At 72.4% G+C, this 17,452-nt stretch carries 10 protein-coding genes; 3 read left to right on the top strand and 7 right to left on the bottom strand.

Translation table 11 applies throughout. From position 1 onward, the window contains the following. The first annotated feature begins 183 nt into the window (after nt 1–183). From ACIGXE_RS01800 to ACIGXE_RS01790, 3 genes are all read left to right on the top strand, one after another. On the top strand, nt 184–2,433 hold the full coding sequence (locus tag ACIGXE_RS01800; RefSeq protein ID WP_399741471.1) for a CDP-glycerol glycerophosphotransferase family protein: 2,250 nt from the start codon (nt 184–186) through the stop codon (nt 2,431–2,433). 108 nt (nt 2,434–2,541) lie between these two features. Next, complete coding sequence (locus tag ACIGXE_RS01795; RefSeq protein WP_399741468.1) at nt 2,542–6,084, top strand: CDP-glycerol glycerophosphotransferase family protein; 3,543 nt, start codon at nt 2,542–2,544, stop codon at nt 6,082–6,084. Further along, a complete protein-coding gene (locus ACIGXE_RS01790) occupies nt 6,081–7,643 on the top strand; it encodes a DUF6020 family protein (RefSeq protein ID WP_399741465.1) in 1,563 nt (520 codons plus the stop codon). The genes ACIGXE_RS01795 and ACIGXE_RS01790 overlap by 4 nt, the downstream gene beginning before the upstream one ends. Before the next feature lie 140 nt (nt 7,644–7,783). Here ACIGXE_RS01790 and obgE read toward each other — a convergent pair whose 3' ends face one another. From obgE to ACIGXE_RS01755, 7 genes are all read right to left on the bottom strand, one after another. Further along, complete coding sequence (gene obgE / locus ACIGXE_RS01785; protein ID WP_399741462.1) at nt 7,784–9,223, bottom strand: GTPase ObgE; 1,440 nt, start codon at nt 9,221–9,223, stop codon at nt 7,784–7,786. A gap of 112 nt (nt 9,224–9,335) precedes the next feature. Further along, nucleotides 9,336–9,590 carry a 50S ribosomal protein L27 gene (gene rpmA / locus ACIGXE_RS01780; protein ID WP_030494090.1) on the bottom strand — a complete coding sequence of 85 codons (255 nt, stop codon included), beginning with the start codon at nt 9,588–9,590 and terminating at the stop codon, nt 9,336–9,338. A gap of 14 nt (nt 9,591–9,604) precedes the next feature. Continuing rightward, nucleotides 9,605–9,925 (bottom strand): 50S ribosomal protein L21, encoded by a 321-nt coding sequence (rplU, locus tag ACIGXE_RS01775; protein WP_365340082.1) that lies wholly within the window; start codon nt 9,923–9,925, stop codon nt 9,605–9,607. 187 nt (nt 9,926–10,112) lie between these two features. Next, a complete protein-coding gene (gene galU, locus ACIGXE_RS01770; protein WP_399741458.1) occupies nt 10,113–11,024 on the bottom strand; it encodes a UTP--glucose-1-phosphate uridylyltransferase GalU in 912 nt (303 codons plus the stop codon). A 93-nt stretch (nt 11,025–11,117) separates the two neighbouring features. After that, the gene (locus ACIGXE_RS01765; protein WP_399741455.1) at nt 11,118–14,888 is read right to left on the bottom strand and encodes an Rne/Rng family ribonuclease; all 3,771 of its coding nucleotides are present in this window, start codon (nt 14,886–14,888) and stop codon (nt 11,118–11,120) included. Nucleotides 14,889–15,123: 235 nt separating this feature from the next. Continuing rightward, nucleotides 15,124–15,915, bottom strand: coding sequence for a TIGR03936 family radical SAM-associated protein (locus tag ACIGXE_RS01760; protein WP_399741452.1), 792 nt, complete (start codon nt 15,913–15,915; stop codon nt 15,124–15,126). A gap of 125 nt (nt 15,916–16,040) precedes the next feature. Next, nucleotides 16,041–17,450, bottom strand: a complete 1,410-nt coding sequence (locus ACIGXE_RS01755; RefSeq protein ID WP_399741449.1) for a hypothetical protein — start codon at nt 17,448–17,450, stop codon at nt 16,041–16,043. Nucleotides 17,451–17,452: the final 2 nt, after the last annotated feature.

Raw genomic sequence — 17,452 nt, 5'->3', positions numbered from 1 at the left:
CCGCCCCTGCGGCCCCTTTGCCCTCTCTCTGGGGCCACCCCAACACCACCCCGTTTTTCCCGCCCCCGGGGGGGGGGGGGCCCCCCCCCCCCCCCCCCGCGGAACTCTGTCCGTACGCGGCCACGCGACGCCCGTCCCGGCCGCATCTCGTCCGCCCCTCGCCCGTCCGGAAGCCACGCCCTCATGACTCCCACGCAAGCAGCAGAACGGCCGTCCGACGAAGTGGCCGCTCCGCGGTTCAGCATCATCGTTCCGGCCTTCCGCGTCGAGGCGTACCTGCGCGACTGCCTCGACTCCGTCCTGAGCCAGTCGTTCCAGGACTTCGAGATCATCGCGGTCAACGACGCCTCCCCGGACGCGTGCGGCGAGATCATGGACGAGTACGCGGCGGCGGACCCGCGGGTCGTGGCGGTGCAGCTCGCCGAGAACGTGGGCCTGGGCCGCGCCCGGAACGCCGGCATGGCCCGGGCCAGGGGCACGTACCTGCTGTTCCTCGACAGCGACGACACCATGCTGCCCGGCTCGCTGGCGGCGATCGCGCAGCGACTCGCCGAGACCGGCGACCCGGAGCTGCTGGTCTTCGACTACGCGCGCACCCACTGGGACGGCCGGATCGTCCCCAACGCCAAGGCGAAGGTGCTCGCCGACAGTCCGCGCGGCGCCGTCGGCCTGGCCGACAACCCGGGCCTGCTCGACCTGCTGCAGGTCGCCTGGAACAAGGCGTACCGCCGTGACTTCCTCGACCGCTGGGACTTCGAGTACCCGGTGGGCTACTACGAGGACACCCCCTGGACCTATCCGGTGCTGGTCGCCGCCGAGTCGATCGCGGTGCTGCCGCGGATCTGCGTGCACTACCGCCAGCGCCGTCAGGGCAGCATCCTGCACAGCACCAGCCGCAAGCACTTCGACGTCTTCGACCAGTACGACAAGGTCTTCGCGTTCCTCGACGCGCACCCGGAGTTCGACCGCTGGCGCGGCCCGCTCTTCGACCGCATGATCACCCACTTCCGGGTGGTCGAGAACTCCCCCGGCCGTCTCCCCGACGAGGCCCGCGCCGAGTTCCACGCCAAGTACCTCGCCTACGAGGCGGCCCTGCGGCCCGCCGGGCACACCGGCCCGCGGGCCGGCGCCTCCTCCCGCAAGGCCGCCGTCGCCAAGCTGCCCGCCCCGCTGCGCGGCGCCGCCCGGCGCGCCTACCGCGCGGCCCGGCGCGCCAAGGCGGCCCCGCGCAAGCTGCGCAAGCCGCTGCGCACCGCGGTCCTGGCCGGCTACTACCGGGCGCAGCGGATGCTGCCGGTGCAGAACGACACGGCGGTCTTCGCCGCGTACTGGAACACCGACTACGCCTGCAACCCGGCCGCGATCCACCAGAAGCTGCTCGAACTGGCCCCGAAGGTGAAGACCACCTGGGTCCTGAAGCCCGGCTCGCGCAACACCCCGCCGCCCGGCACGAACGTCGTGCACCCCGGCTCCTTCGGCTTCTGGCGCGCGATGGCCCGCGGGAAGTACTTCGTCAACAACGTGAACTTCCCCACCCGGGTGGTCAAGCGCCCCGGCCAGATCCATGTGCAGACGCACCACGGCACCCCGCTGAAGCGGATGGGCGTGGACCTGACCGAGTTCCCCGTCGCCCAGGGCGAGCTCGACATGAAGTCGCTGATGGAGCGGGTGGACCGCTGGGACTACAGCGTCTCCTCCAACAGCTTCACCACCGCCGTCTGGGACCGCGCCTACCCGGCCGAGTACCGCTCGCTCGACTACGGCTACCCGCGCAACGACGTGCTGGTGAAGGCCACCGAGGAGGACCGGCGCGCGGCCCGCGAGAAGCTGGGCCTGGCCGCCGACAGCACGGTCGTCCTGTACGCGCCGACCCACCGCGACTACCAGAGCGTGCCGCAGCCGCTGCTCGACCTGGAGCACCTGGCGGCCGAGCTCGGCGAGGGCTTCACGGTCCTGTCCCGGGCCCACTACTTCCACCTGGAGACCCCGGGCGGGACCGGCCCGAAGGCGGGCTCCGGCATCGTGGACGTCAGTCGGCACCCCTCGGTCGAGGAGCTGTTCCTGGCGGCCGACTGTCTGCTCACCGACTACTCGTCGCTGATGTTCGACTACGCGCTGCTCGACCGCCCGGTCGTGATCTTCGCGAACGACTGGGACGTCTACCGCGCGACCCGCGGCACCTACTTCGACATCCACGTCGAGTCCCCGGGCCACGTGGTGGCAACCGAGCCGGAGCTGCTGGACGTCTTCCGCTCCGGACGCTGGTCCGACGGCGACTCCGCGAAGCTGCGGACCGAGTTCCGACGGCGTTTCTGTGAGTTCGACGACGGTTTCGCCGCCGAGCGCGTGGTACGCAAGGTCTTCCTGAACGAGGAGAATGTACCGCCGGTGGCGCTCCCTCCGGAGCGCCCGACCCCTCGCACCCGCGGCTAGAGCTACCGTGTCCGGCGAGCCGTACGTCGCCGTCACGCACGAACACCTTGAGGAAAGGCGCAGTACCCAATGCCTCCCCGCCTGTCAGTAGTCGTCCCCGTTTACAACGTGGAGCTCTTTCTCGACGAGTGCCTGCAGTCCATCGCCGACCAGACGTTCACCGACTGGGAGGCGGTCGTCGTCGACGACGGCTCCACGGACGGCAGTCTCGCGATCGCGCACGCGTGGGCCGAGAAGGACAAGCGGTTCCGCGTGGTCGCGCAGGAGAACCAGGGGCTGGGGCCCGCCCGTAACACCGGTGTCGCGCACATCGGCGACGGCACCGAGTACCTCGCGTTCGTCGACAGCGACGACATCGTGCTGCCCGACACGTACGAGCGGTTCATCGCCAAGCTCGACGCGACCGGCTCCGACTTCGCCAGCGGCAACGTGAACCTGCTCAAGGCGGGCGAGGTGCTGCCCTCGCCGCTGCACCAGAAGCGCCTCGGCAAGGACCGCGACAAGACCCACATCACCCGCGACAAGCAGCTCGTCTACGACCGCACCGCGTGGAACAAGGTCTTCCGGCGCTCCTTCTGGGACAAGCACGCCTTCGAGTTCCCCGGCATCCTCTACGAGGACGCCCCGGTCACCCTTCCGGCCCACTTCCAGGCGAAGAGCGTGGACGTGCTCGGCGAGCCCGTCTACCTGTGGCGGCAGCGGACCGGCGGCGCCCCCTCGATCACCCAGCGCCGCACCGAGCCGGTCAACGTCCGCGACCGCATAAGGTCGTGCGACTCCGTGAGCCGTTTCCTCGCCTCCCAGCCGGGCGAGGCCTACGCGGAGCACAAGCGCTGGTACGACCAGATCTTCATCAGCGACGAGCTGCCGCTCTTCATGGGCGTGCTCGACGAGGCCGGTGAGGAGTTCCGCGACCTGTTCATGAAGGGCGCCGGCGACTTCCTCGGCCGGGTCGACCCCAAGGTCCTCGCCCGGGTCGACGTGTCGCTGCGGCTCAAGTGCCACCTGATCACCCAGGGCCGCTTCGACGAGCTCCTGGAGCTGATCGCCTTCGAGCGCGAGACCGGCCGGGCGATCCCCGTCACCCGCCAGGGCCTGCGGCACTTCGCCTACTACCCGGTGCTCGACAAGGGCAAGGGCGTCCCCCGCGACGTGCTGCGGGTCGGCTCGGAGTTCTCCGCCCGCGCCCGGGTCGAGGAGGTCGTCTGGCGCAACGGCCGGCTGCACCTCGACGGCCACGCCTACATCCGTAACCTGGCCGCCCCCAAGCCGAAGCCCTCGCTGCGCGTGCTGATGCTGCGCGAGAACGGCAGCCGGCGCACCGTCCTCGTCCGGCCCAGCCGGACCCGGGCGCCCAAGGCCACCCAGACCTCCGGCCAGTCCCTGCACAACTACGACTGGTCCGGTTTCTCGCTCGACCTCAACCCGGCCAAGCTGAAGGGCCGGGGCGGCTGGCGGGACGCCGTGTGGCGGCTCACCGTCGCCACCGTGCAGGAGGGCGTGGTGCGCCGCACCCGGCTGAAGGCCGGCGAGAGCGGCAGCGCCGAGAGCCCGGCCCAGCACTGGGTCGAGAAGGACGTGCGGGTCGTCCCGTTCGTCGCCGACGCCCACCTGTACGTGCGCGTCGACAAGGTCCGCGCCAAGCTGACCGGCCACCGGCTGGTCGAGGGGGCGCTCGAGCTGTCCGGTGTCCTCGGCCACGAGGCCGCGGCGGCCGACGCCAAGCCCTTGATCCGGCTCACCCACGGCACCTCCGGCGCCAAGCTGGAGCTCCCCGTCACCCGGAAGGGCGCGGACTTCACCGTCCGCGTGCCGCTCGCCGACCTGGACGTCGAGGGCCGCGACTCGGAGGACCTGGAGGTCACCGACAAGTGGGCGGCCGAGCTGATGCTCGGCAAGAAGAAGCACCACGTGGCCGTGGACGACCGCGAGGGCGACCTGGGCCGCCAGTACCCGCTGGCCGGCGGGGACACCGCCGCGTGGGGCACTCGCACGATCGCCGTCACCAACGACGGCGTGGGCCGTCTGGTGCTGCGCACCCAGCCGGTGCAGCCCATGGTCGCGGAGGCCACGGTGAGCGCCGAGGGCCGGATCGTCCTCACCGGCGCCGTTCCGGTGAGCTCCGGCCAGGCGGCCGAGGCGCTGGAGCTCGTGCTGCGGCACAGCCGGCACGCCGAGGAGCACACCCACCCGGTCACCGTCGAGGACGGCGTCTTCCACGCCGACTTCCTGCCGGTGCCCGGCGGCCTCACCAAGGTGCCGCTGCGCCAGGGCCGCTGGTACCTGTTCGTGCGGAGCGTCGACAGCCGGGTCGAGGTGCCCGTCCGGGCCGTCCCCTCGGCCCTGCGCGCCCTGCCGGTCGACTTCACGGTGCGCGGCCGCGACTACGCGCTGACCCACCGCTTCTACGACCGGCTGCTCGTCGACGCCGCGCCCGACCTGGACGTCGACGACGTCGGCTGGTTCCGCCAGCGCGAGATGCGCACCACCGTGTACCAGCAGGCCCGTACCGCGCCGCTGAAGAACACCGTCCTGTACGCGTCGTTCTCCGGCCGCCAGTACTCGGACTCGCCGCGCGCCGTCTACGAGGAGCTGCTGCGGCAGGGCTCCGACCTGGAGCACGTCTGGGTCGTGGAGGACCGCCGGGCCGAGATCCCCGAGGGCGTCCGGGTCATCCGCCGCTGGAGCCGCGAGTGGTACGAGGCGCTCGGCAACAGCCGTTTCATCGTGAGCAACACGCACCTGCCGTTCTGGATCCGGCGCCGTGAGGGCCAGGTCATCGTGCAGACCTGGCACGGCACCCCGCTCAAGCGGATCGGCCACGACATCGACAGCGTGCAGTTCGCGGACCGCAAGTACCTGCAGAAGGTGGCCGAGGAGACCCCCAGCTGGAGCTTCCTGGTCTCCCCGAACCGCTTCTCGACGCCGATCATGAAGCGCGCGTTCCAGTACGACGGGGAGATCCTGGAGTCCGGCTACCCGCGCAACGACGTGCTGCTGTCCGCCAAGACGGAGGACCTGGCGCGCACGGTGCGGGACCGGCTCGGGCTGCCCGAGGGCAAGAAGGTCGTGCTGTACGCGCCGACCTGGCGGGACGACCAGTTCTACCAGGCGGGCAACTACAAGTTCGATCTCCGTCTCGACATCGAGAAGGCGGCGGAGCGGCTCGGCGAGGACCACGTCCTGCTCGTCCGCAAGCACTCCAACATCGTGGACGCCGTGCCCGGCGCCGGTGACGGCTTCGTCTTCGACGTGTCGAGCTACCCGGACATCGCGGAGCTGTTCCTCATCACCGACGTGCTGGTCACCGACTACTCGTCGCTGATGTTCGACTTCGCGAACACCGGCCGCCCGATGCTCTTCTTCACGTACGACCTCGAGTACTACCGCGACCAGCTCCGCGGCTTCTACTTCGACTTCGAGAAGCGGGCCCCGGGTCCGCTGCTGCAGACGTCGGACGAACTCATCGAGGCACTGAGCGACATCGACCGGATCAGCGCCGGATACACCGACGCGTACCGCGAGTTCCGTGAGGTGTTCTGCGACCTCGACGACGGCCACGCCTCCGAGCGGGTGATCCGCCGGATGCTGGAGCTCGCCCACCCCGAACTCCCTTCCACCGCCACCGAGCAGCCCGCGGAGCAGCGTTGACCACGTCTTCCAACCCCTTCGTGAACCGGATGAACCGGATAGTGGAGCGGATCCCCGTCCGGCGGCGCCTGCCGCTGGCCGTGTACGCCGCGACACAGCTGATCTACCTGGTCTGGTGGGCGGCGTTCTACCCGGGCGGGATGAGCTACGACTCGATCTCGTACGTGTGGCACGTCACCACGGGCCACTGGATGTCCAACCACTCGGTGGCGTACGACGCCCTGGTCTGGCTGTCCCTGCAGATCACCGGGGACCTGGCGGTCCTGACCTTCCTGCAGTCCGTGGCGATGGCGGCGGCGCTGGCGTACGTGGCGGTGACGCTGCGGATGTTCGGGGTCAAGGGCAAGTGGCTGTTCGCCGCGGCGGTGGCCTGCGCGCTGCTGCCGTCGATCGGCACCTTCGTGATCTTCGTGTGGAAGGACGTGCCGTTCGCGATCGGCGCGGTCATCGCCTTCGGCGCGGCGGGCCGGCTGGCCGCGCGCCGGCTGCGGGGCGAGTCCCAGGTGCGGGACAAGGCCTTCCGCAACGAGATCGCGATGCTGTTCCTCGGCTTCCTGTGCATGGGAATCTTCCGCAACAACGGCCTGCTGGTCGCGGTCATCGCGGTGCCGGTGCTGCTGCTGACGCTGCCGAAGATGCGTCGCTGGCTGATGTTCGCGACGGTCGTGCCGGTGCTGATCTCGGCGGTCCTGAACGCGGTGATCTACCCGGGCCTCGGCGTGCAGACGCCGACCAAGGACCAGGTGTACGCGATGAACTACGCGGACATCGCGGTCGTCTACGGGCAGGCCCCGTACACCTTCACCAAGGCCGACAAGAAGCTGATGGCCAAGGTCGCGCCGCTGGAGCACTGGAAGGGCCGGGCGTCCAACTGCTACAACGCCGACTGGGCGATGCAGAAGCCGATGAACCGCAAGGCGGCGGCGAAGTACAACGACCAGCTGCTCGACCTGTGGTTCCGGGTGCTGGACCGTACGCCGGACAAGATGATCTCGGCCCGGCTGTGCCGCTCGCACATCGCGTGGTCGCCGTTCCCGGGCCCGGTGGACAAGATGGGCCACACGCTGATCAGTCCGCCGGCCGTGCCGCACAACCTGTTCGGCTGGGCGGAGTGGAACGAGGAGGTCCGGGACAGCCCGTACCGCCCGGTCATGAAGATCCGTCCGCTGTCCTACAAGCTGAACCACGCGGCGTACTTCGTGTGGCAGGCGAGCAAGACCCCGCAACTGCAGTGGCTGCTGTTCCGTGGCGCGATCTGGTGCTACGCGGCGTACGCGATCGTCCTGGCGTTCTCCCGCAAGCACCGCACCTGGACGCCGGTGGCCCTGCTGGCGGTCCCGCTGGCCCTCCAGCTGACGGTCGTCGCCGCGAACCCGGCCCCGCTGGCGCGCTACATGTTCGCCCCGATGTTCATCGGCATCATGTGCCTCCCGCTGATCGGCGCGAACCCCCGTTTCACGAAGCGCCCCCAGCCGACCGAGCCGAAGCCGGAACCGAAGCAGTCCACGAAGCCCACGTCGGACCCGGACCCGGAGCCCGAACCGGAACCGGTCGCCTGACCCGCTGACGCACCACACGAAGGGGCCCGCCTCCTCCCCGAGGAGACGGGCCCCTTACGCGTACGTCCCCGCCCGAAGAGCGCACGAAAAGGCCCCCGCCGGACAGGTGTCCGGCGGGGGCCCGTGCGTGAGCCCGCGGCCTAGAAGGCCTCGAACTCGTCGAACTCGCGCTGGGCGTCGTCCCGCTGCGCCTGGCGGTCACGACGGCGCTGGGTGGCCGGGCGGGGCGCCTCCAGACGGTGGTCCTCGCCTCGGCGGCCGAGCATCTCGGCGCCCGCCATCATCGAGGGCTCCCAGTCGAAGACCACGGAGTTCTCGTCCGAGCCGATGGCCACGCCGTCGCCGGCGCGGGCGCCGGCCTTCATCAGTTCGTCCTCGACACCGAGGCGGTTGAGGCGGTCGGCGAGGTAGCCCACGGCCTCGTCGTTGTTGAAGTCGGTCTGGCGGACCCAGCGTTCGGGCTTCTCGCCGCGCACGCGGTAGACGTCCTCGTGCTCGTCGTATGTGACGGTGAAGCCGGCGTCGTCGACCGCCTTCGGGCGGATGACGATGCGGGTCGCCTCCTCCTTCGGCTTGGCGGCGCGGGCCTTCGCGACGATGTCGGCGAGGGCGAAGGACAGCTCCTTCAGGCCGGTGCGGGCGACCGCGGAGACCTCGAAGACGCGGTAGCCGCGCTCCTCCAGGTCCGGGCGGATCATGTCCGCGAGGTCCTGGCCGTCCGGGATGTCGATCTTGTTGAGGACGACGATGCGCGGACGGTCGTCGAGGCCGCCGTACTGCTTCAGCTCCTCCTCGATGACGTCGAGGTCGGTGACCGGGTCACGGTCGGACTCCAGCGTCGCGGTGTCGAGGACGTGGACGAGGACCGAGCAGCGCTCGACGTGGCGCAGGAACTCCAGGCCCAGGCCGCGGCCCTGGCTGGCGCCGGGGATGAGGCCGGGGACGTCGGCGATGGTGTAGACGGTCGAGCCGGCGGTGACCACGCCGAGGTTGGGGACGAGCGTGGTGAAGGGGTAGTCCGCGATCTTCGGCTTGGCCGCCGAGAGGACGGAGATCAGCGAGGACTTGCCGGCGCTCGGGTAGCCGACGAGCGCCACGTCGGCGACGGTCTTCAGCTCCAGGACGATGTCCTGCAGGTCGCCGGGCTCGCCGAGCAGCGCGAAGCCGGGGGCCTTGCGGCGGGCGGAGGCCAGCGCCGCGTTGCCGAGGCCGCCGCGGCCGCCCTGCGCGGCGACATACGTCGTGCCGTGGCCGACGAGGTCCGCGAGGACGTTGCCCTTCTTGTCCAGGATCACGGTGCCGTCGGGCACGGTCAGGACCAGGTCCTGACCGTCCTTGCCGGCCCGGTTCCCGCCCTCGCCGGGCTTGCCGTTGGTGGCCTTGCGGTGCGGCGAGTGGTGGTACTCGAGAAGTGTGGTGACCGACTGGTCGACGACCAGGATCACGTCACCGCCCCGGCCGCCGTTGCCGCCGTCGGGGCCGCCGAGCGGCTTGAACTTCTCCCGGTGAACGGAGGCGCAGCCGTGGCCTCCGTTACCCGCGGCGACGTGCAGCTCGACGCGGTCCACGAAGGTGGTCATGGTTGTGCCTCCAGCAGTCAGCTTCGTACGGAATGTCTATCTAGTAACACGCGAAAGGCGGACCCGCTTCCCCGATCGGGAAGTGAGGTCCGCCTCCGCCAAGCTGTTCCGATCAGGCGACCGGAACGATGTTCACGACCTTGCGGCCACGGAAGGTGCCGAACTGCACCGAACCGGCCTGCAGGGCGAACAGCGTGTCGTCGCCACCGCGACCGACACCCGAGCCCGGGTGGAAGTGGGTGCCGCGCTGGCGGACCAGGATCTCACCCGCGTTGACGACCTGACCGCCGAAGCGCTTCACGCCGAGCCGCTGGGCGTTGGAGTCGCGACCGTTCCGGGTGGACGATGCGCCCTTCTTGTGTGCCATTGCTCAGTCCCTCTTTACTTCGCGGCCGTCGGGATGGACGTGACCTTGATCGCCGTGTACTGCTGACGGTGACCCTGGCGACGGCGGTAGCCGGTCTTGTTCTTGTAGCGCAGGATGTCGATCTTGGCGCCCTTGGTGTGGTCCACGACCTCGGCCAGGACCTTGATGCCCGCCAGGACCCACGGGTCGCTGGTCACGGCGTCGCCGTCGACAACGAGCAGGGTCGAGAGCTCGACCGTGTCGCCAGCCTTGGCGGTGGAAATCTTGTCAACCTCAACGATGTCGCCGACAGCAACCTTGTGCTGGCGACCACCGCTGCGCACGATGGCGTACACGCGGATCTCTCTCTCACTCGGTAAAGGGACCTCTGACGCCAGCCGCCCACGCGCGGACCCGAGGGGCCTGCGGCGATCCGGATCGGACGAGCGGCCTCTCCCGGCGGACCGGGAGGGAGGTGCTCAGAGGTGCGGCATGTCAGTCGACACGCCGACGGTCTAGGTTACGGGCGCCGCCCGTAGGGGGTCAAATCTCGGCCGTCTCGGCGACGAAGCCCTTGAGCCAGGCGCGGAAGTCCGGCCCGAGGTCCTCCCGCTCGCAGGCGAGCCGCACGATGGCCCGCAGGTAGTCGCCGCGGTCGCCGGTGTCGTAGCGGCGGCCCTTGAAGACGACGCCGTGCACGGGGCCGCCAAGGCGGGAGTCGGCCGCCATCTTCTGGAGGGCGTCGGTGAGCTGGATCTCGCCGCCGCGGCCCGGCTCGGTCTCGTTCAGGACGCCGAAGACGGCCGGGTCGAGGACGTAGCGGCCGATGATGGCGTAGTTGCTGGGCGCCTCGGCCGGGTCCGGCTTCTCGACCAGGCCGGTGATCCGTACGACGTCCGCGTCGCCGGCCGGCTCGACGGCCGCGCAGCCGTACAGGTGGATCTGCGCCGGGTCGACCTCCATCAGCGCGACGACGCTGCCGCCGTGCTCGCCGAGGACCTCCAGCATGCGGGCGAGCAGCGGGTCGCGCGGGTCGATCAGGTCGTCGCCGAGCAGCACCGCGAAGGGCTCGTCGCCGACGTGCGGCTGGGCGCACAGCACGGCGTGGCCGAGACCGCGGGGGTCGCCCTGGCGGACGTAGTGCATGGTCGCCAGCTCGCTGGACTCCTGCACCCGGGCGAGGCGCTCCTCGTCGCCCTTGCGGGTGAGCGCCTCCTCCAGCTCGTAGTTCCGGTCGAAGTGGTCCTCGAGCGGACGCTTGTTCCGGCCCGTGATCATCAGGACGTCCTCGAGCCCGGCCGAGACCGCCTCTTCCACGACGTACTGGATGGCCGGCTTGTCGACGACCGGCAGCATCTCCTTCGGCGTCGCCTTCGTGGCGGGCAGGAAGCGCGTGCCGAGACCGGCGGCGGGAATGACGGCCTTGCGCACGCGGGGAGCGGGGGTGTTGTTCATCGGGCTGGTTCCTGGTTCCGATCCGGGGTCAATGCCGTGTGGACCGCCCTCGGCGGGAGGACGGTCCACACGGGTCGCGTCAGGGGACTGGGGTCAGTCCTGCGCGGGAGCGGCGGTCTTCTTGGCGGCCTTCTTCGCCGTCGTGGCCTTCTTCGCCGCGGTCTTCTTGGCGGCCACCGTCTTCTTGGTGGCGGCCTTCTTCGCCGTGGCCTTCTTGGCGGTCTTGCGGGCCGCCGCCTTCTTGGCCGGGGCGGGGGCCTCGGCGGCCTCCTCCGCGGTCTCCGCCGGCTCCGCGGACTCCACCGGCTCGGCCGGGGCGGCGGACGCCACCACGACCACGGCGGCCTCCTCGGCGCCGGTCGGCGAACCGGCCGGGGCGGTGGCCTTGCGGACCACCCGGCGGCGCGCCTTCGGCGGAGCGGCCACGGGGGCCTCCTCCACGGCGGGGGCCTCGGCGACCGGGGCCTCGACCACGGCCGGCGGCTCCTCGACGGCGACCGTCTCGACCACCGTCTCGGCGACCTCGGCGGCCGGCTCCGCGGTGGCGGTCACCGGGGCCGTGGCCTTACGGGTGGCCCGGCGGCGGGTCCGCGGCGCGGGGGCGGCCTCCTCGGCCACCTGCGCCGGGGCCGCCTCCGCGACCGGCTCGGTCACGGGCTCGGCGACCGGCTCGGCCTTCGCCTTCGGCTCCGGGACGACGACCTCGAAGGTCTCCGTCTCGGTCACGACCGGCGAGGCGGCGGGCGCCGACACCCGGCGGGTGGCCCGGCGGCGGCCACGGCCACCGCGCGAGGCGGCGGCCTCGGCCTCGGCGACGCTGCTGTACAGCTCCTCGTCCGCGCCGATCGGCTCGGGCAGGGCCACCGGGGCGGCGAGCTCGGCCGCGACCTCGGCGGCGGTCTCGGCCTCGGTCTCGGCCGGGGCCTCCGCCTCCGCCGGGATCTCGACGGCCTCGTGCTCGTGCTCGTGGACGTGCTCGGCACCGCCACGGCCGCGCTTCTTCGAGCGCTTGCCGCCGCCACCGCCACCGTGGGTGGCCGGCTGCTCCATGTGGACGATGACACCGCGCCCGTTGCAGTGGACGCAGGTCTCCGAGAAGGACTCCAGGAGGCCCTGACCGACCCGCTTGCGGGTCATCTGGACCAGGCCGAGCGAGGTGACCTCGGCCACCTGGTGCTTGGTCCGGTCACGGCCCAGGCACTCCAGGAGGCGGCGCAGCACCAGGTCGCGGTTGGACTCCAGGACCATGTCGATGAAGTCGATGACGACGATGCCGCCCAGGTCGCGCAGGCGCAGCTGCCGGACGATCTCCTCGGCCGCCTCCAGGTTGTTCCTGGTGACGGTCTCCTCCAGGTTGCCGCCCTGGCCGGTGAACTTGCCGGTGTTGACGTCGACGACGACCATCGCCTCGGTCTTGTCGATCACCAGCGAACCGCCGGAGGGCAGCCAGACCTTGCGGTCCAGCGCCTTCATCAGCTGCTCGTCGATGCGGTACGTGGCGAAGACGTCGACCTCGCTGGTCCACTTCGACAGACGGTCGGCCAGGTCGGGCGCGACGTGCGAGACGTAGCCGTGGATGGTCTCCCACGCGTCGTCGCCGCTGACGATGACCTTGGAGAAGTCCTCGTTGAAGATGTCGCGGACGACGCGGACGGTCATGTCCGGCTCGCCGTAGAGCAGGGTCGGAGCGTTGCCGTTCTTCGCCTTCTTCTGGATCTCCTCCCACTGCGCCTGCAGGCGCTCGACGTCACGGCGCAGCTCGTCCTCGCTCGCGCCCTCGGCCGCGGTGCGCACGATGACGCCCGCGTCCTCGGGGACGATCTTCTTGAGGATGGTCTTCAGGCGCGCGCGCTCGGTGTCCGGGAGCTTGCGGCTGATGCCGGTCATCGAGCCCTCGGGCACGTAGACCAGGTAGCGGCCGGGCAGCGAGACCTGGCTGGTCAGGCGGGCGCCCTTGTGGCCGATCGGGTCCTTGGTGACCTGCACGAGGACCGACTGGCCGGACTTGAGGGCGGACTCGATGCGGCGCGGCCCGTTGGCCATGCCGAGCGCCTCGAAGTTGACCTCGCCGGCGTACAGGACGGCGTTGCGGCCCTTGCCGATGTCGACGAAGGCGGCCTCCATGGACGGCAGCACGTTCTGGACCTTGCCCAGGTAGACGTTGCCGACGTAGGAGGTGGCCTGCTCCTTGTTGACGTAGTGCTCGACGAGCACGTTGTCTTCCAGGACGCCGATCTGGGTGCGCTCGCCGTTCTGGCGGACGACCATGACGCGCTCGACGGCCTCGCGGCGGGCGAGGAACTCGGCCTCGGTGATGATCGGGACGCGGCGGCGGCCCTGCTCGCGGCCTTCGCGGCGGCGCTGCTTCTTCGCCTCCAGACGGGTGGAGCCCTTGATGGACTGCACCTCGTCGCTCGGCTCGGCCTTCTCGCGGGCCGGGCGGGGCTCGCGCACCTTGACGACCGTGCGGACGCCGTCCTCGTCGGCGCCCTCGGTGTCGGCGGCCTCACCGCTGCGGCGACGCCGACGGCGGCGACGGCGGGAGCTGCTGGACCCGCCGAAGGCCTCGGCCTCGTCGGAGTCCTCCGGCTCCTCGGCCTCCTCGCCCTCCTCGGCGTGGAACTCCTCGGCCTCCTCGGCCTCCTCGCCCTCGGCCTCCGACAGCTCGCCGCGGCGACGGCGACGGCCGCCACGGCGACGGCGCCGGGACGGGCGCTCCTCGTACTCCTCGGTGTCCTCGGCCTCGCCCTCGACCTCGGCCTCGGCCTCCGGGGTGGACTCGACCTCGGGCTCGTCGGCGACGGTGGCCGGGACGGGCTCGACGGCGACGGGCTCGCCACGGCGGCGACGGCGACGGCGCGCGCCGGTCTCGGGGCGCTCGACGGCCTCGACGGGCTCTGCGGCCTCGGTGGTCTCCTCCTCCAGCTCCTCGTCGGCGGCCTCGGCGGCGGCGATGGCCGCGGCGGTCTCCGGGGTCTGGAACATGGGCTCGGTGAAGACCGGGGCCTGGAAGACGGCGACGGCCGGGCGCGCGGCACGGCGGGCGCGCGGGGTCTCCTCGGCCTCGGCGGCCCGCTCGGCGGTGAACTGCGGCGAGGTGGCGCGACGGCGGCCGCGGCCGCGGGTGGCGGCCTGCTCGGCGGCGGCCACGTCGGCGGCGTGCGAGGCGATCTCCTCGACGGTGTCCTCGGGCAGCGACTCGCCGGAGGTGTCGGCGGCGATCTCGGCGGCGGCGTCCGCGGTCACCTCGGGCGCGCTGACCTTACGGGTGGCGCGGCGGCGGGTGCGCGGGGCCGGGGCGGCCTCCTCGGCGGCCGGAGCGGCCGCGGGGGCCTCGGCGGCCGGGGCCTCGACGGGCTCCGGGGAGGTCACGGCGCGGGTGGCGCGGCGGCGGGTGCGGGGGGCGGGCGCCGGCTCCTCGGCGGCCTCGGCCACCGGAGCGGGCTCCGCGGCCGGGACGGCCTCGGCGGCCGGGGCCTCGGCCTCGGGGGTCGCGGCGGCGCGGGTCGCGCGGCGGCGGGTACGGCGGGCCGGGGCGGCCTCCTCGGCGGCGGGCGCGGCCTCGGCGGCCGGAGCGGCCTCGGGGGTCTCCGCGGCCTCGGGGGCCGGGGTCTCGGCGGGGGTGGCCACGGGCGCGGTGGCCTTGCGGGTGGCCCGGCGACGCGGACGCGCGGGGGCCGCCTCCTCGGCGGGCGCGGTCTCGGCGGCCGGGGCCGCGACGGTCTCCACGACCTCGGCGGTGTCGGCGGCGGCCTCGGCGGTCACCGGCGGACCGGCGGGCCGGGAGGCGGCGCGGCGACGACGGCGCGGCGGCAGCTTGTCACCGGGGGCGTTGTTCTCGGTCTCTTCGTTCTGTTCGAGCATGCGGGCGGTTCTCCCGTCACGCTCCCGGGCGCCGCGTCCGGTTCCGGTCCGGCGGCACGGACGCGCGGGAAGCGCGGTGCCGCCGTCCGGGGCGCGGGCGCCACACGGGAGCTCTATGTCTGGCTCGCCGGTTCCGTACGCCTTCTGCGTACGGCCTGGCGAAAGTCTCCTGGTGGGTGCGCTGCCCGACCCAGGTGGCTCCCGAGTACCAGGGCGGCGCTACAACGACCGCTCCCTACGCGGTACCCGCACCCGGCGCCGTCGCTGAGGCGGTCGCGGCGGCCGTGGGTGAAGCGGCCGTGACTGCCTCGCGGTCGGGCGCGAGCGGGTCGGTCACCGTGCCGGACTCCTCGTCGAAGAGCCCCTGCGCCAGCCTGGTCACCGCAGCGGGGACCGGCGGCGCCAGGTCGGCCACAGCTCGGAGACCGGACAGGACGTCGTCGGGTCGCACGGCAGGTGTCACGTGCCGAACAACCAGCCGCAGTATCGCACAGGCGCTGTCGAGCGGCCTATCACCCTGGGGATCGCCCTGGGCGGGGGCCGCGGTCAGCTCCACGACGGCACCGCGGGTGTCGAAGGTGCGCAGACCGTTCTTGGTCTTGCGCTGTACTTCCACGGTCTCGGCCGCGAGAAACGCGTCGACGGCCTTCTGCGCCTCCTCGACGTCCACACCGTCGAGCCGCAGCTCCCACACGGAGGCGGTGAGCCGGTCGGCGAGTCCGGAGGTCCGGGCCTCGACGGCGTCGACGATGTCGAGGCCGCTCGGCATGGATGCGTCGAGCAGGCCCCGCAGGGTCTCGGGATCGCGGGTCTCGGTGAGGGCGATCTCCAGGTATTCGGCCTCGGAGCCCGTACCCGTCGGGGCGGCGTTGGCGTACGACACCTTGGGGTGCGGGGTGAACCCGGCCGAGTACGCCATGGGCACCTCGGCACGGCGCAGCGCACGCTCGAAAGCGCGCTGGAAGTCACGGTGGCTGGTGAACCGGAGGCGGCCGCGCTTGGTGTAGCGCAGTCGGATGCGCTGCACCGCCGGTGCGGGCGGCGGGCCTTCGGGCTGTCGCTTGCCCAGTGGTTCTTCTCCTCGGTGCGGAGCGGGCGCGGGGGGCGCGCCGCCCTCGAAATGCGGTGGGTGTCCCGGGGGTCCCGCCCGGCTCACCCCCGCTGCTGCGGGGAGATCTCGGGTGCGGGCGCCGCGCCGGGGACGTTCGTTGTACTACCCAGAGTACGCGCCCGGGCCACCTCCGGTTCCCCGGGCCGCCCGCCGAGCAGGGCCCGCCACGCGTCCCGGCGGGCCTGCCGGACGGTGTCGCGGGCGGCGGTGAGCGCGGCCCGCGCCGTCCTGCGGGCCTCGGCCGCGGCCTGCCGGGCCGGGGCCCAGAGGGCGTCCCGCACCCAGTGCCCGGCCGGGGTGCACACCTCGCGGTAGACCCAGGCGAGGGGGCGGGCGACCAGGTTGCGCGCCAGCCAGGCGACGGGGCGGGCGACGAGATGCCGCGCCGCCCAGACCACCGGGCGCGCCACGAGGTTCCGGGCCAGCCAGGCGAGGCCGCGGCCGACGGCCACGGAGACGAAGCCGGCGGCCCGCCAGCAGAGCCCGAGCGCGTCGCGAATCTCACGTCCCAGGGGCGCGAGGACCCGCTGCCAGAGCCAGACCGCGGGCCGGGCGATCCCGTACGTGACGAGCGGCACGAGCACGTACCGCCAGGGCCACCCGAACAGCACCGTGCCGAGGCCCTTCGCACCGGCCGCGATCCCCCGGCCGAGCCCGGTGAACGCCCACGCCAGGGCGCGCCCCGAACGAGTGAGCAGCCACGCGGCGCCCCGGCCCAGTGGGGCGAGCACCCAGCGGTACAGCCACCGGGCCGGCACGACCGCTCCGTACCGCCAGAGCCCGGCGCCGAGCGGTGCCAGCACCCGGAGCCAGAGCCAACGGGCCGGGGCGGCGATCCCGTGGCGGGCGACGGGCACGACCACGTACCGCCAGAGCGCGACCAGGGGCCAGGCCACACCCTTCCCGACCCACCCGGCGAGCACCACGATCCCGCGCCCGACGCCGCCGGCCGTCCACGCCAGGCCCCGCCACAGCCCGCCGAGGACCAGGCTCAGGCCGCGCCACGCCCCGCCGAACACCCAGCTCAGGCCGCGCCACAGCCCGCCGAAGACCAGACTCAGGCCGCGCCACAGCCCGCCGAACACCCATGCGAGCCCCCGCCCGACGCCGCCGGCCGTCCACGCCAGGCCCCGCCACAGCCCGCCGAGCACCCACGTGACCCCGCGCCGGACCGCCGTCCCGGCCCACGCGATCGCCCGGCCCGTCGGGGTCAGGACGCGGTGCCACAGCCAGCGGGCGGGCCGGCGCAGCGTCTGGTGGAGGAGCCATCCGAGGGCGCGGCCCGTGGGGCGGAGCACCGCACGGTCGAGAAGGCGGCCGGCGGCCTTGAGGGCGTCCCAGGTCATGCGGACCGGGAGGATCAGGAGCAGCACGACGATGCGCACCGGGATGCGGATGAGCGGGTGGGGCGCGGACGGCGGCGGGACCGGGGCAGGGTTTTCCGTGCTCATGT

The organism is Streptomyces sp. NPDC053431 (genome assembly GCF_044544925.1).
Classification (GTDB): Bacteria; Actinomycetota; Actinomycetes; order Streptomycetales; family Streptomycetaceae; genus Streptomyces.
The sequence above is the reverse complement of the archived record's forward strand: the minus strand, read 5'-3'. Positions and strand labels throughout refer to the sequence as shown.

Coding starts and splice junctions, on each gene's coding strand:
- ACIGXE_RS01765 (WP_399741455.1), bottom strand. CDS start 14,888: ATGCTCGAACAGAACGAAGAGACCGAGAACAACGCCCCCGGTGACAAG.
- rpmA (WP_030494090.1), bottom strand. CDS start 9,590: ATGGCACACAAGAAGGGCGCATCGTCCACCCGGAACGGTCGCGACTCC.
- ACIGXE_RS01755 (WP_399741449.1), bottom strand. CDS start 17,450: ATGAGCACGGAAAACCCTGCCCCGGTCCCGCCGCCGTCCGCGCCCCAC.
- ACIGXE_RS01800 (WP_399741471.1), top strand. CDS start 184: ATGACTCCCACGCAAGCAGCAGAACGGCCGTCCGACGAAGTGGCCGCT.
- obgE (WP_399741462.1), bottom strand. CDS start 9,223: ATGACCACCTTCGTGGACCGCGTCGAGCTGCACGTCGCCGCGGGTAAC.
- galU (WP_399741458.1), bottom strand. CDS start 11,024: ATGAACAACACCCCCGCTCCCCGCGTGCGCAAGGCCGTCATTCCCGCC.